15 protein-coding genes are annotated in these 13312 nt (G+C 67.3%); 12 read left to right on the top strand and 3 right to left on the bottom strand.

Going from position 1 to position 13312, the window contains the following annotated elements; all coding sequences use genetic code 11:
* The first annotated feature begins 84 nt into the window (after nt 1-84).
* Nucleotides 85-2145, top strand: a complete 2061-nt coding sequence (locus ABE485_RS10345; protein ID WP_346515203.1) for a TonB-dependent copper receptor — start codon at nt 85-87, stop codon at nt 2143-2145.
* Between the two features lie 115 nt (nt 2146-2260).
* The gene (locus ABE485_RS10340) at nt 2261-2458 is read left to right on the top strand and encodes a hypothetical protein (protein ID WP_346515202.1); all 198 of its coding nucleotides are present in this window, start codon (nt 2261-2263) and stop codon (nt 2456-2458) included.
* Nucleotides 2459-2532: 74 nt separating this feature from the next.
* Here the strand turns inward: ABE485_RS10340 and ABE485_RS10335 are convergent, their stop codons facing one another.
* Both ABE485_RS10335 and ppk2 read right to left on the bottom strand, forming a co-directional pair.
* Nucleotides 2533-2787, bottom strand: a complete 255-nt coding sequence (locus ABE485_RS10335) for an RNA-binding protein (RefSeq protein ID WP_346515201.1) — start codon at nt 2785-2787, stop codon at nt 2533-2535.
* Between the two features lie 16 nt (nt 2788-2803).
* Nucleotides 2804-3625 (bottom strand): polyphosphate kinase 2, encoded by an 822-nt coding sequence (gene ppk2, locus ABE485_RS10330; protein ID WP_346515200.1) that lies wholly within the window; start codon nt 3623-3625, stop codon nt 2804-2806.
* 229 nt (nt 3626-3854) lie between these two features.
* Between ppk2 and ABE485_RS10325 the strand changes: the two genes are divergently transcribed.
* The 8 genes from ABE485_RS10325 to ABE485_RS10290 all read left to right on the top strand — a co-directional run bounded on the left by ABE485_RS10325 (nt 3855) and on the right by ABE485_RS10290 (nt 10434).
* Nucleotides 3855-4085: a hypothetical protein gene (locus tag ABE485_RS10325; protein WP_346515199.1), complete on the top strand. Its 231-nt coding sequence runs from the start codon at nt 3855-3857 to the stop codon at nt 4083-4085.
* Between the two features lie 19 nt (nt 4086-4104).
* On the top strand, nt 4105-4497 hold the full coding sequence (locus ABE485_RS10320) for a PRC-barrel domain-containing protein (RefSeq protein ID WP_346515198.1): 393 nt from the start codon (nt 4105-4107) through the stop codon (nt 4495-4497).
* Nucleotides 4498-4544: 47 nt separating this feature from the next.
* On the top strand, nt 4545-4817 hold the full coding sequence (locus tag ABE485_RS10315) for a hypothetical protein (protein ID WP_346515197.1): 273 nt from the start codon (nt 4545-4547) through the stop codon (nt 4815-4817).
* Between the two features lie 21 nt (nt 4818-4838).
* Complete coding sequence (locus tag ABE485_RS10310) at nt 4839-5795, top strand: Ku protein (protein ID WP_346515196.1); 957 nt, start codon at nt 4839-4841, stop codon at nt 5793-5795.
* Between the two features lie 2 nt (nt 5796-5797).
* On the top strand, nt 5798-8335 hold the full coding sequence (gene ligD / locus ABE485_RS10305; RefSeq protein WP_346515195.1) for a DNA ligase D: 2538 nt from the start codon (nt 5798-5800) through the stop codon (nt 8333-8335).
* A 131-nt stretch (nt 8336-8466) separates the two neighbouring features.
* On the top strand, nt 8467-9015 hold the full coding sequence (locus ABE485_RS10300; RefSeq protein ID WP_346515194.1) for a cytochrome b: 549 nt from the start codon (nt 8467-8469) through the stop codon (nt 9013-9015).
* A gap of 38 nt (nt 9016-9053) precedes the next feature.
* Nucleotides 9054-9293, top strand: a complete 240-nt coding sequence (locus ABE485_RS10295) for a DNA-3-methyladenine glycosylase (protein ID WP_346515193.1) — start codon at nt 9054-9056, stop codon at nt 9291-9293.
* 184 nt (nt 9294-9477) lie between these two features.
* Nucleotides 9478-10434 carry a symmetrical bis(5'-nucleosyl)-tetraphosphatase gene (locus tag ABE485_RS10290; protein ID WP_346515192.1) on the top strand — a complete coding sequence of 319 codons (957 nt, stop codon included), beginning with the start codon at nt 9478-9480 and terminating at the stop codon, nt 10432-10434.
* Nucleotides 10435-10438: 4 nt separating this feature from the next.
* Here ABE485_RS10290 and ABE485_RS10285 read toward each other — a convergent pair whose 3' ends face one another.
* On the bottom strand, nt 10439-10717 hold the full coding sequence (locus ABE485_RS10285; RefSeq protein ID WP_346515191.1) for a hypothetical protein: 279 nt from the start codon (nt 10715-10717) through the stop codon (nt 10439-10441).
* 216 nt (nt 10718-10933) lie between these two features.
* On the opposite strand from ABE485_RS10285, the gene ABE485_RS10280 reads away from it, so the two are divergent.
* Together ABE485_RS10280 and ABE485_RS10275 are read left to right on the top strand one after the other, a co-directional pair.
* Nucleotides 10934-12373 (top strand): NAD-dependent succinate-semialdehyde dehydrogenase, encoded by a 1440-nt coding sequence (locus ABE485_RS10280; RefSeq protein WP_346515190.1) that lies wholly within the window; start codon nt 10934-10936, stop codon nt 12371-12373.
* Nucleotides 12374-12638: 265 nt separating this feature from the next.
* Nucleotides 12639-13271, top strand: coding sequence for a class I SAM-dependent methyltransferase (locus ABE485_RS10275; protein ID WP_346515189.1), 633 nt, complete (start codon nt 12639-12641; stop codon nt 13269-13271).
* The last annotated feature ends 41 nt before the right edge of the window (nt 13272-13312 follow it).

Genomic DNA, 13312 nt, shown 5'->3' with positions numbered 1-13312 from the left:
CGGCATGGGCGTCGGGCGCCAGGCCGCGCCCGCGCGGGACGCCGGATCTTTCTATCCAACGATCCAAGATGGTCGAGATTCCCCATGTGCAAGCAACACGAATTCCTACGCATGTCCTGCCTGGCCGCCGCCATGGCCGCCTCGTTCTCCGCCTGGGCGCAGTCCGCGCCTGACGGCGTCGCCACGCTGGACCCCGTGGTGATCACGGGCGTCGCGCCCAGCGCGCCGCTGACCTTCACGACCGATCCGAAGCTGCCGCGCCAGCCGCTGCCGGCCAGCGACGGCACCGACTACCTGAAGACCATCCCGGGCTTCTCGGCGATACGCAACGGCGGCACCAACGGCGATCCGGTGCTGCGCGGCATGTTCGGCTCGCGCCTGAACATCCTGACCAACGGCACGTCCATGCCCGGCGCCTGCCCGGCGCGCATGGACGCGCCCAGCTCCTATATTTCGCCGGAGAATTTCGACCAGCTCACCGTCATCAAGGGACCGCAGACCGTGCTGTGGGGGCCCGGCGCGTCGGCCGGCACGATCCGCTTCGACCGCGACACCCCCCAGTTCACCGAGGCCGGCGTGCGTTTTGACGGCAGCCTGGTCGGCGGCTCGTTCGGACGCAACGACCAGACGGCGGACCTGACCGTGGGCAACGAAAAGGTCTATACGCGGGTCACGGCCAACCACTCCCATTCGCAGGACTACAAGGACGGCGACGGCAACACCGTGCCCTCGCGCTGGGACAAATGGAACGCGGACGTGACGCTGGGCTTCACGCCCGACGCGGACACGCTGTACGAACTGACCGCCGGCACCGGCGACGGCGAGGCCCGCTATGCCGGCCGCGGCATGGACGGCTCGCAGTTCAAACGCGAAAGCTTCGGCCTGCGCTTTGAAAAGCGCAACATCGGCACGGTACTGGACAGGGTGGAGGCTCAGCTCTACTACAACTATGCCGATCACGTCATGGACAACTACACGCTGCGCGCGCCGGATCCGTCCAGCGCCATGTCGATGGCCATGGCCGCCGACGTGGACCGCGCCACCTGGGGCGGTCGCGTCGCCGGCACCTGGACGCTGTCGCAGGACCTCAGCCTGGTCACGGGGCTGGACTTCCAGCAGAGCCGCCACCGTTCGCGCAGCGGAACGGACACCATGTCGTATCGCAGCGAGCCCTGGGTCAAGGACGCCGACTTCTCCAATACCGGCGTCTTCGGCGAGCTGACCTGGCGCGCCGCGGCCGACAGCCGCGTCATCGGCGGAGCACGCGTGGATTGGGCTTCGGCCAAGGATTTCCGCCAGACCACCAGCGGCATGATGATGCCCATGCCCAATCCCACCGCCAACGAGCGCCGTAGCGATACGCTGCCCAGCGGTTTCCTGCGCTACGAGAAGGACCTGGATTCGCTGCCCGCCACGGTCTACATCGGCCTGGGCCACGTCGAGCGCTTTCCGGACTACTGGGAACTGTTCTCGCCCGACAGCGGACCCGCCGGATCGGTCAACGCCTTTCAGGGGGTCAAGCCGGAAAAGACCACGCAGCTCGACTTCGGGGCGCAGTACAAGACGGAAACCCTGGACGCGTGGTTCTCGGGCTACGCGGGCTACGTGAACGACTTCATCCTGTTCAGCTACACGTCGGGTGGAATGATGGGCCCGTCGTCGCAGGCCACCAACGTCGACGCCCGCATATTCGGCGGCGAACTGGGCGCGTCCTACGCCGTGGCGCGGAACTGGAAGCTGGGCGCCACGCTGGCGTACGCCTGGGGTCAGAACCGCAGCGACGGCCGCGCGTTGCCGCAGATCCCGCCGCTGGAAGCCAAGCTCAGCGCGGCCTATGACGACGGCACCTGGTCAGCGGGGGCCTTGTGGCGGATCGTCGCGCCGCAAAAGCGCTATGCGCTGAACGAAGGCAACGTCGTCGGCAAGGACTTCGGCCCCAGCGCGGGGTTCGGGGTCTTTTCCGTCAACGCGGGCTATGCCGTGAGCCAGCAGGTCAAGCTGTCGCTGGGCGTGGACAACCTGTTCGACAAGACCTACAGCGAACACCTGAACCTGGCCGGCAACGCCGGGTTCGGCTATCCCGCGAATACGGCCGTCAACGAACCGGGGCGCAGCGTGTGGGCTCGCGTCAGCATCAAATACTGACGCGACCCGCCCAGTGTGCCGCCCATGGAGCCGTCCGCCCATGGGAAAGCACATCGGGCACGCTACTTGCTCAGTCCATGGCGCATCGCCTTTCATTGTCCTCTGGAGAAGCGTCATGGAAGACTTCAAATACACGTTCGTCCCCGGCACCACCACCGTCCTGAGCAGCGCGGAACGCCGGGCGCAGCGCACCCTGGCGGCGGCCGAGCAACTGCTGCACCCGGAAAGGGCGACGCCCGTGTCCATGTCGTCGGTGGAGGCCGAGCTTGTCAGCTACGTCAAGCAAGCCTATCGGCCGCGCGCCGCCTGGTAGGCGCTGCGCGGACTGACGGGAACGGGGCGCCTGCGGCACAAAGGGCGGCCCCGTCCGCGGTTCATTCCCGCGGTTTATTCGATCGGCGCCCGCATCACCAGGGCGGTGATCGTGTGGTTCTTCCAGAACATCTGGTGTATCCGGGGCAGCAGCGCCTGCAATTCGGATTCGGTCACGGCGTTGAACGTCACCAGCACCGCCGGCCGCGCGCCTTCGCTGGGCACGCGCCGGATGGCGTCCAGTTCCGGAAAGCCGTACTTGTGCAGGAACATCCGGATATCGTCGTCGGACGTGCTGTCTTCCACATGATTGATCAGCAGGGCAGCCATTGCCGGTCTCCGCAAGTCAGAATTTCTCGGGCACGTACCTGAACGGGTGGTCCGGCTCGACGTAGCCCTTGGGTTTCTGCCGCTTGGGCAGCTTGATCTTGTCGTGGGGCAAGTCGGTGTAGGGAATGCGCTCGAGCAAGTGGCTGATGATATTGAGCCGCACGCGCCGTTTGTTGTCCGAACGCGCGACGAACCAGGGCGCCGCCGCCGTGTCCGACGCCTTGAACATGTCGTCCCGCGCGCGCGAATAGTCGTACCAGCGGCTGTACGAATCCAGGTCCATCTTCGTCAGCTTCCAGATCTTGCGCTCGTCGTTGATGCGCGCCTGCAGGCGGCGGGTCTGCTCCTGTTCGCTGACTTCCAGCCAATACTTGAACAGCAGGATGCCGGAATCGATCATGACCCGTTCGAAGAGGGGCACGCCTCTCAGGAAGGTTTCCACCTGCTCGTCGGTGCAAAAGCCCATGACCCGCTCCACGCCGGCGCGGTTGTACCAGCTGCGGTCGAAGATGACGACTTCGCCCGCCGCCGGCAGGTGCGGCATGTAGCGCTGCAGGTACATCTGGGACTTTTCGCGCTCGGTGGGAGCGGGCAGGGCCACCACCCGGAAAATCCGCGGGCTGACGCGTTCGGTGATCGCCTTGATGGTGCCGCCTTTGCCGGCGCCGTCGCGGCCTTCGAAGACGATGCAGACCTTGGCGCCCGTATGAACGACCCACTGCTGCAGCTTGACCAGTTCCACGTGCAGTTGAGCCAGCTCTTCTTCGTAATCTTTCCTGGAAGGGCCGGCCTGCGCCGTCGGTTCGGGTTGATCCTTGTCCTGCTTCTTTTTGGCCATCGTCGCGCTCCCGAAGGTGTTGCACGAGTGAAACGCATCATGATGCGGTTCGTTTGAATATATTGCCGATTCGCGCCGCCGGGTAGACCCGTTACGTGTGGAATTACGGGGACGTACCGCGCTGCGCCATAGCGGAAATACCGAAATGCAAGATGGGCGGGCACGACGCTTGCTGAACGCGTCGACGGCCGCGGTCCCGCAGACCGCCAGCGAACTCAGGGTGACAGCCATGCAACCTTCCTCTCCCAATCCGCCCGCGACTTCCGGGGAGCCCGGGTCAGCGCCCGGATCGCCGCCCGACACCGCCCGGCCCCTGCCGGCCAAGGACGGGTCCGCGCCCGTCAAGCCGTCGGACGCCAGTGACAACACGCAGGGCAACGAGGTCCACGACGAAGACCTGGAGCCCACCGACGCCACCGATGAAGACAACGACTCGGACAGCGCCGGGCGCCATTCCTGAACCGCCACGGGAGAGAACCATGATGGAAAAGACCGCAACACTGGGCTGGGCCGTCCTGCTGGGCGTCCTGTCGAACGTATCCTCGGTGTCCGCCCAGGGGGCGCCGCAGTCCGTGACCGAAGTCCGTGTCGACGTCGCGAAGGTGGACGCGGGGTATCGCGCGTCGAAGATCAGCGGCGCGACGGTCTACAACGGCAAGAAAGAAAAGATCGGCACGGTCGACGACCTGATCCTGGGTCCGCCGGACTGGGTGCCCTATGCCGTCCTGTCGGTGGGCGGCTTGCTGGGCGTGGGCAACCATCTTGTGACCGTGCCGTTGTCGAAGATTCAGGTCGCTGGCGACCAATTCGTCCTGCCCGACGCGACCAAGGACACGCTCAAGGCGCTGCCGGAATTCAAGTACATGAAGTAGCCCGACGGCGACGCGCCCCAAATCGGCCCCACCTTGCAGGAGCCCGTATGAAGAAGGATGATGACTTGCCCCGTTCCGGATCCCGCTCCCCGTCGCTGGCGCGCCAGCTCAAGGACATCGACGACCGCCGTCCCGATTTCCCCGGCGAGCACATCATCGTATTCGGCGTGGGCGTGCTGCTCATGCTGGCCGGCATGCGCAGCCGCACCGTGCTGCGCCGGACGCTCATCACGGCCGCCGGCACCGCGCTGGTGGGCCGCGCCGCCAGCGGCACCGGCGGCATTGCCAAAGTCGCGCGCGTCGTCAAGCGGCTGGGTTGACGGCGTGCACAGGAGCCTGCCATGGCATCGAGAACCATCTGGAAAGGCGCGATTTCGTTCGGCCTCGTCCACATTCCGGTAGGCCTGCACACGGCCACGACGGAGTCGGGCGTGGACTTCGACTGGCTGGACAAGCGGTCGATGGATCCGGTGGGCTACAAGCGCATCAACAAGCGCACCGGCAAGGAAATCGACAAGGACAACATCGTCAAGGGCGTGGAATATGAAGACGGCCAGTACGTCATCATTTCCCCCGAAGAGATTGCCGACGCCTACCCGAGGACGACGCAGACCATCGAAATCCAGCAGTTCGTCGATGCGGCGGGCGTGTCGTTCGTGTACCTGGAGCGTCCGTACTACGTGGCGCCCATCAACAAAGGCCAGAAGGTGTACGCCTTGTTGCGCGACACGTTGGCCAAGACGGGCAAGATCGGCATCGCCAAGGTGGTGATCCAGACCAAGCAGCACCTGGCGGCGCTGATTCCGTCGGGCGACGTGCTGGTGCTGAACCTGATGCGCTGGGGCGACGAGGTCAAGTCGCTGGAGGGCCTGGACCTGCCCAAGGCGGGAGCCAAGGGCATGAGCCCCAGCGCCAGCGAATTGAAGATGGCGAAGATGCTCGTCGAAGACATGTCCGGCGAATGGGATCCCGAACAGTACAAGGACGAGTTCAAGGCCGCCGTGATGAGTCTGGTGGAGAAAAAGGCCCGCGCCGGCAAGACCGAGACCGTCATCGAGCCGCAAGAGGAATCTCCCGCGTACGCCGACAACGTCATCGACCTGACCGAATTGCTGCAGCGCAGCCTGAAGGGCGGCAGGTCGGCCGCGGCGCCCAAGTCGACGGCTTCCGCCGCCAGGAAGACAGCTGCCCGCAAGGCCCCGGGCAGCAAGGCGCCCGCGAAGGCGGCGAAGTCCGGGGCCAGGCCGGCGGGCAAGACAGCGGCCAAGGCAGCGGCGAAAGCTCGCAAGGCGGCCTGACCATGGCCGATACGCTGAAGAAATATCGCGAGAAGCGGGATTTCAAGGTGACGTCGGAACCGGCCGGCGGCGGCGAGGCCAACGCGGACGCCCGCACGTTCGTCATCCAGAAGCACTGGGCCAGCCGGCTCCATTACGATTTCCGTCTGGAACTGGATGGCGCCATGAAGAGCTGGGCGGTGCCCAAGGGTCCCAGCTACGACCCCGCCGTCAAGCGCATGGCCGTCCAGGTCGAGGACCACCCCATTGCCTACAACCAGTTCGAGGGGCAGATACCCGAAGGCCAGTACGGCGCGGGCAAGGTCGTCATCTGGGACGAGGGCCGGTGGGCGCCGGTCGGCGATCCGCGCAAGGGCTATCGCGCCGGCCACCTGAAATTCGACCTGCAGGGGATGAAGATGCAGGGAAGGTGGGCGCTGATCCGGCTCAAGGGCAAGGAAACGGAAAAGCAGCCGCCGTGGCTGCTGATCAAGGACCGCGACGAGTACGCCCGGGCCGAGCGCGAATTCAGCGTGGTGGACGAAATGCCCGACAGCGTCGTGCCGCTGCGGGGGGAGGGCACGCGCGCAGGCAAGGGCAAAGCCAGGCCCCAACGCGCGCGCAAGGCCCAACCGGGCACCGACCAGGCCGCGCTGCCCGGCGTGGCCGCGGAACTGCCCGCCATGCTCACGCCCCAGCTGGCCACCCGGGTGGCCGGCGGGCCGCGGCACGCCGAGGACTGGCTGTACGAGATGAAATTCGACGGCTATCGGCTGATGGTGCGCATCGACGGCGCCGACGTGCGGGTCTACACCCGCAATGGGCACGACTGGAGCGCGAAACTGCCCCACCTGGCCGAGGCCTTCCGCGGCCTGCCCGCGAAATGGGCCTGGGTCGACGGCGAAATCGTCATGCTGGACCGCGACGGCATTCCCAATTTCCAGGCGCTGCAGAATGCCTTCGACGGCCAGCGCACCCAGGACATCATCTTCTATGCGTTCGACCTGCCGTTCATCGGCGGCAGGGATTTGCGGCAGGAACCGCTGCGCGTGCGCCGGGCGCTGCTCAAGCAATTGATGGACACGTCGAAGGACGATCACCTGCGCTATAGCGAGTCGCTCGACGCGCCGCCGGGCGACCTGGTGGCGTCCGCCTGCAAGATGGGCCTGGAAGGCATTATGGCCAAGCGCCTGTCCTCGGCCTATGTGTCGCGCCGGGCGGATACCTGGGTCAAGGTCAAATGCGCCCGGCGCCAGGAGTTCGCCATCGTCGGTTACACCGCGCCCAAGGGCGCGCGCGCGGGCCTGGGCGCGCTGCTGCTGGCCGTCAACGAGCCGGACGGCACGCTGCGGTATGCGGGCAAGGTCGGCACGGGATTCGACGACCAGACCTTGATATCCCTGCAGGCGCGCCTGGCGCGCATCGAGACGGATGAAAAGCCGGTTGCCGGCGGGGCGGGGGGATCAGGGGTGCATTGGGTCAAGCCCGAACTGATCGCCGAAGTCTCGTTCGGCGAATGGACCGGCGGCGGCCATATCCGGCATTCGGTCTTCCGCGGGTTGCGGCAGGACAAGCCGGTAAGGGCGATTTCTCGGGAGAAGGCCGTGCCGGTAAAGGATATCGAAGGCGGCGACAGCGCCAGCAAGCCCGCTGCGGCGAAGCGGGCATCGCCTGCGGGCGCCAGGTCCGGCAAGACCGGCAAGCTCACCCACCCGGACCGCGTCATCGATCCGTCCACGAAACTCACCAAACTGGACCTGGCCCGTTACTACGGGCTGATCGCGCCTCTGCTGCTCGAGCACCTGAAGGGCCGCCCCGTGTCATTCCTGCGGGCGCCGGCAGGCATCCAGGGCGAGTTCTTCTTCCAGAAGCACCTGGAGGCGGCCATGCCGGGCGTGAAGGCGCTGCCCGCAAGGCTGGACCCGGACCATCCACCGCTGCTGGAAGTGCCCACGCAGGAAGCCATCATGTCCGCCGTCCAGATGAACGTCGTGGAATTCCACACCTGGAACGCGGTCAAGACGTCCATCGGCAAGCCGGACCGCATGCTGTTCGACCTGGACCCGGGCGAGGGCGTGGACTGGGCCACCATGCAGCAGGCCGCGCACCTGCTGCATGTGCTGCTGCAGGAGATCGGCCTGCGGGCCTGGCTCAAGACCAGTGGCGGCAAAGGGCTGCACGTTGTGGTGCCGCTGCGCCGGCAATACGGCTGGGACGCGGTGAAGGGATTTTCCCACGCCATCGTCCAGCACCTGGCCCGCACGCTGCCGCAGATCTTCGTGGCCAAGAGCGGGCCGAAGAATCGGGTCGGAAAGATCTTTGCCGACTACCTGCGCAACGGGTTCGGCGCCACGACCGTGGCGGCCTGGTCGGCGCGCGCCCGTCCCGGGCTGGGCGTGTCGGTGCCCGTGGCCTGGGACGAACTGGACAAGATCAAGGGCGGCGCGCATTGGACGATCAGCGATATCCATGCGCGCCTGGATACCGGCAACACGCCCTGGGACGACTATGCGCCGCAGGCGGCGGGCCGCGCGATGGCGGCGATGGAGTTCGAGCCGTAAGCGCACAGGCCCGCGAAACGCGGCGCGCGGCGGGGCGGCAATTGCACTTTGTTGCATCCGGGCAGCGGCGCGTAGGCAAAATGCCTTGAATGTCCCCACGGCGCAGCAGGGTTTCCCACAGGAGGCTTCCGATGCCAGCCAACGCCACCCGCACAGGAATCATGGACAGCCCCGAAGGCTACGGCATCGTCAGCCGCACCCTGCATTGGCTGATGGCCGCACTGCTGCTGTGGCAGTTCGCCAGCGCGGCCGCCCGGCAGTTCATGCCCGACACGCCGGTCGAGGATTTCTTCTGGTTCTCCCATACCTCGCTGGGTTTCCTGCTGTTCATCCTGGTGCTGGTGCGCGGCGCCTGGGCGCTGGCCAACGCGCGCCGAAGGCCGAACAGCGGCCTGGCGGCGCGTTGCGGCCATGTGGTGCTCTATCTGCTGATGCTGGCGATCCCGACCCTGGGCCTGTTGCGCGCGTACGGCAGGGGGCGCGGCTACTCCCCATTCGGCATCGAGCTGTTCGCTCCCAGGGACCGGGAGATCGACAGCCTGGTCCAGCTGGCGAATTCGTGGCACGGCTTGTTGGGATGGACGCTGATCGTGCTGGCGGCCGGCCATGTCTGTATGGCGTTCCTGCACCGCAAGCCGAACGGACAGCGCGTCCTGTCCTATATGACCAAAGGACAATGACGGACCGGCGGCCGTGCCGGCCCGCACTGGAGGGGCTCATGCAGCGGGAAGAACTCTTGGCCATGATGATCTCGGTTTCCGCGCCTGCTCCCAAGCTGGACGAATGGGACCGGGTGCTGTCGATCTACGCCGGCTACCTGGAGGGCGTGGCGTCCAAGCTGTCCGAAAGGGAGTTGGGCAACTTCATCGGCGCGGGCGCCATGTTCTACCGGACGCTGTGCCAGGCCGACGCCTATCGGCGGGAAGCGGTCTGGGGCGGACGCAAGAAAGACGGCTAGCCTGGCGCCGGTCCGGGGTGCCCGGCGGCGGCGCCATCGGGAAAAATTTACCAGCGAGGGTGGAAATCGCGCGCGCCGCCAGGCGCCCGCCCGACCACGCGGGTACGGCGCTTGCTGCGGCCAGCTGAGTCGCCCGCAAGGCGCGAACGCTTCGCGCCAGGGATCGCCAGCCAGAAGGACAGCCATGCTACGCAGACGGGTAAGGAAGCCGACCGGGAGGCACGAGGCCTCCCAGGCGCCTGCGCTGGCCGCCGGCGCAGACCTTGCCGCCCAGTCCTTGCCTCAGGGTGGGGGGCCGGCCGCCGAGGCCAGGGAGGGTCACGCCATCTGGGCGATCGGCGACGTGCATGGCTGCTGCCAGTCGCTGGACGCGCTGCTGGCCAGCGCCGAGATCGCGGACGATCCTGACTGCAGGCTGTGGTTCGTGGGGGATCTGGTCAACCGGGGGCCGTCGTCGGCCGACACCCTGCGGCGCGTCATGGCGCTGGGCGACCGCGCCACCGTCGTGCTCGGCAACCACGACCTGCGCGCGCTGGCCATCGCTGCGGGCTGCCAGCGGCGGAGCCCGAACGACACCATGCTCGACCTGTTCGACGCGCCCGACGCCGGCCAGCTCCTGGACTGGCTGCGGACCCGGCCGCTGATGCATGTTCACGGCCGTCACGTCCTGGTGCATGCGGGGGTGTTTCCCGGCTGGAACGTGCCGGCGGCACTGGCCTGGGCCGGCGAGGTGGAAGCCCTGTTGCGGGGCAGCCAATGGCGACGTCACATGCGAACCCTGTGGGGGCCGGCGCCGCTGGCATGGAGCGCAAAGCTGGACAGAGAAAGACGCCTGCGCTTCATCGTCAGCGCGTTCACGCAGATGAGGCTGTGCACGCGCCGCGCCTCCCTGGCGCCCGGCGCCAAGTCGGTGCCGGGCCGTTGGCCGCGCGAGACGGTGCCCTGGTTCGACCTGCCGCGCCGCACGGCCGGCGACAGGACCATCCTGTTCGGCCATTGGGCGACATTGGGCCTGCTGGTGCGGGCGGACGCGGTCTGCCTGGATACGGGGTGCGTCACAGGCGGTCCGCTGACGGCGTACAGGCTGTCCGACCGCAAACTGCTGCAGGTCGCGCGCGAGGCGCTTGCCCAGGTTGCATGAGCGCCTAGGCCAACAGCCGGTAAGCCAGGCCCAGGATGAACAGCAGGGCGGTGCCTATCGCCCAGAACGCCAGCGACAGCCAGGCGCTCAGGGGAACCGGCGCCTGCGGGCCGGGGGCGGGCGGCCGTTCCCGCACGCCGGGCAGCAGGTCTTCGTTGGCCGCGCAAGGGAAGGGGGGCAAGGCCCGGCTTGCGAGATTGCCGGCGGTAGCCTGCGGCGCCCCGAAGGACACCATGATGTTGCCGACTGAGGTCGGCGAGGGAAGGGGGTCCGGCGAGCTCATGGCGAGCCTCCGCGATCGAGGACTACGTAAGGAAAGGGCGAGATGGCCACAGCAAGCCGCGTGCCCGCGCCGTGGACACTCGCCCAGGCGGGGGCGCGGCGCCGCTTCCCCTGATCCCGTCAAACACTTACGATACCGGCAGGCGCCAAGCGGTTTCCGCCGCGCTTGCCCGAATCGACTGGAACGTGACGGCCGCAATTCAAACACGGAGCATTCATGAGCGATTACCCCGATACTCTTCTTTTGATCGATAACGAATGGCGCGAGGCCCGCGGCGGCGCTCGCATCGATGTAGTGAACCCCGCCTCCGGCCAGAAGATCGGCCAGGTGGCCAGCGCCAGCCGCGAGGACCTGGACCTTGCACTGGCGGCGGCCCAACGCGGTTTCGAAACCTGGCGCGACGTGTCGGCCCATGAGCGCTGCGCCATCATGCGCAAGGCCGCCGCGCTGCTGCGCGAACGCGCCGACTCCGTCGCGCGCCTGCTGACGCAGGAACAGGGCAAGCCGCTGTTCGAAGCCCGCGGCGAAGTCCTCGCCGGCGCCGACATCATCGACTGGTTCGGCAACGAAGCCCTGCGCGTCTACGGCCGCATCGTGCCGTCGCGCAATCCGGCCGCCCAGCAACTGGTCATCAAGGAGCCGGTCGGCCCCGTCGCGGCGTTCACGCCGTGGAACTTCCCGGTCAACCAGATCGTGCGCAAGCTGGGCGCGGCCCTGGCCACGGGCTGCTCCTTCCTGGTGAAGGCGCCCGAGGAAACCCCGGCTTCCCCCGCCGCGCTGCTCAACTGCTTCGTCGACGCCGGCATCCCCAAGGGCGTCCTGGGCCTGGTCTTTGGTTCGCCGGCCGAAATCTCCAGCTACCTGATTCCGCATCCGGTGATCCGCAAGGTCACCTTCACGGGCTCCACGCCGGTGGGCAAGGAACTGGCCGCGCTGGCCGGGCGCCACATGAAGCGCGTCACGATGGAACTGGGCGGCCACGCCCCGGTCATCATCGCCGAAGACGCCGATGTCGAACTGGCTGTCAAGGCCTCGGGCGGCGCCAAGTTCCGCAACGCGGGCCAGGTCTGCATCTCGCCCACGCGCTTCCTGGTGCACAAGAACGTCAAGGCCGCCTTCGAGCAGGCGTTCGTGGCCCACGCGGAAAAGCTCAAGCTGGGCGACGGCCTGACCGAAGGCACGACGCTGGGCCCCCTGGCCAATGACCGCCGCCTGGCGGCCATGGACAAGATCGTCAAGAACGCCAGCGAAAAGGGCGCCCGCCTGGCCACCGGCGGCAAGCGCATCGGCGGCGCGGGCAATTTCTTCGCCCCGACCATCCTGACCGACGTGCCGCTCGAAGCCGACATCTTCAACGAAGAACCGTTCGGCCCGATCGCCGCGATCCGCAGCTTCGACACGCTGGACGAGGCCATCCGCGAAGCCAACCGCCTGCCGTTCGGGCTGGCCGCGTATGCGTTCACCCGCTCGATCAAGACGGTGCAGGAACTGACGCGCCGCCTGGAAGTGGGCATGCTGTGGGTCAACCAGCCCGCCACGCCGTCGGCGGAGCTGCCCTTCGGCGGCGTGAAGGACTCCGGCTACGGGTCCGAAGGCGGCCCCGAGGCGCTCGAGGCCTACCTCGTCACCAAGGCGGTATCAGTCGTCGGCGTGTAAACGCCGGATCGGCGCGCCCCGGGTCCGCCGCAGGCGGATCCGGCGGACTGCCTCGATGGGTTCCCGGGGCGCACGCCGCCGTTGCAAAATGCGTGGAAGCGCAGCAGCGTGCGTGCGGCGCGCGGCAATGCGGCCCCGGTAATCTGCTTTGAAGCGCCCGTCGGGGCGTCGAATTGATAAGGGTGCTTACGCACCGTTGCCTGTCCCTGCCGCAAGGCTTGGGTAATGTCTGTTTGATATGTCTAACCCGGAGATAGACGCATCAATGCATTCCTCGCCGTCCTACAAAACGATTGCCCAGGCCCAATCCCGCTCACACCGTTCGCTGACCTGGCTGCAGGAGCGCAAGCAGTTCGTCAAGGCGCTGCTGTCCAACCCCGCCGCGATCGGGGCGGTGGCGCCCTCGGGCGCGGCGCTGGCGGCCGCCATCACCGAATCGATCGAGCCCAAGTCGGGCAAAGTCCTTGAATTGGGCTGCGGCACCGGGGTCTTCACGCGCGAAATGCTGCGCAAGGGCGTGGCGCCGTCCAGCCTGGTCCTGGTCGAGCAGGATTCCGAGATGAGCTCCAGCCTGCGCAGCCAGTTTCCAGAGGCGGCGGTGCTGCAGGTGTCGGCGCAGGACCTGTCCCGCGACAGCCACCCCGAGCTGCACGGCATCGACGCCGCCATCTGTGGGCTGCCCCTCAGGAACATGAGCGGGGCGCACCACCACAAGCTGCTCACCGCCGTGTTCGAGGCCATGCGCCCGGGCGGATCCATGCACTTCTTCACGTACGGCGTGCGTTGTCCCATTTCCGCGGGCGTGCTCGAGGATTGCGGCCTGTTTGCGCGGCGTGTGCGCTTCGTCCCGCTCAACCTGCCGCCCGCGTCCGTCTACAGCCTAAGCCGCCAGCCCTGACCTGGCGCAGCCGCGCCGGCGAACATGGCCGGGCAGGGCGC

It is taken from the genome of Achromobacter spanius (assembly GCF_039673305.1).
In the GTDB taxonomy this organism is placed as follows: Bacteria; Pseudomonadota; Gammaproteobacteria; order Burkholderiales; family Burkholderiaceae_B; genus Achromobacter; species Achromobacter spanius_F.
The sequence above is the reverse complement of the archived record's forward strand: the minus strand, read 5'-3'. Positions and strand labels throughout refer to the sequence as shown.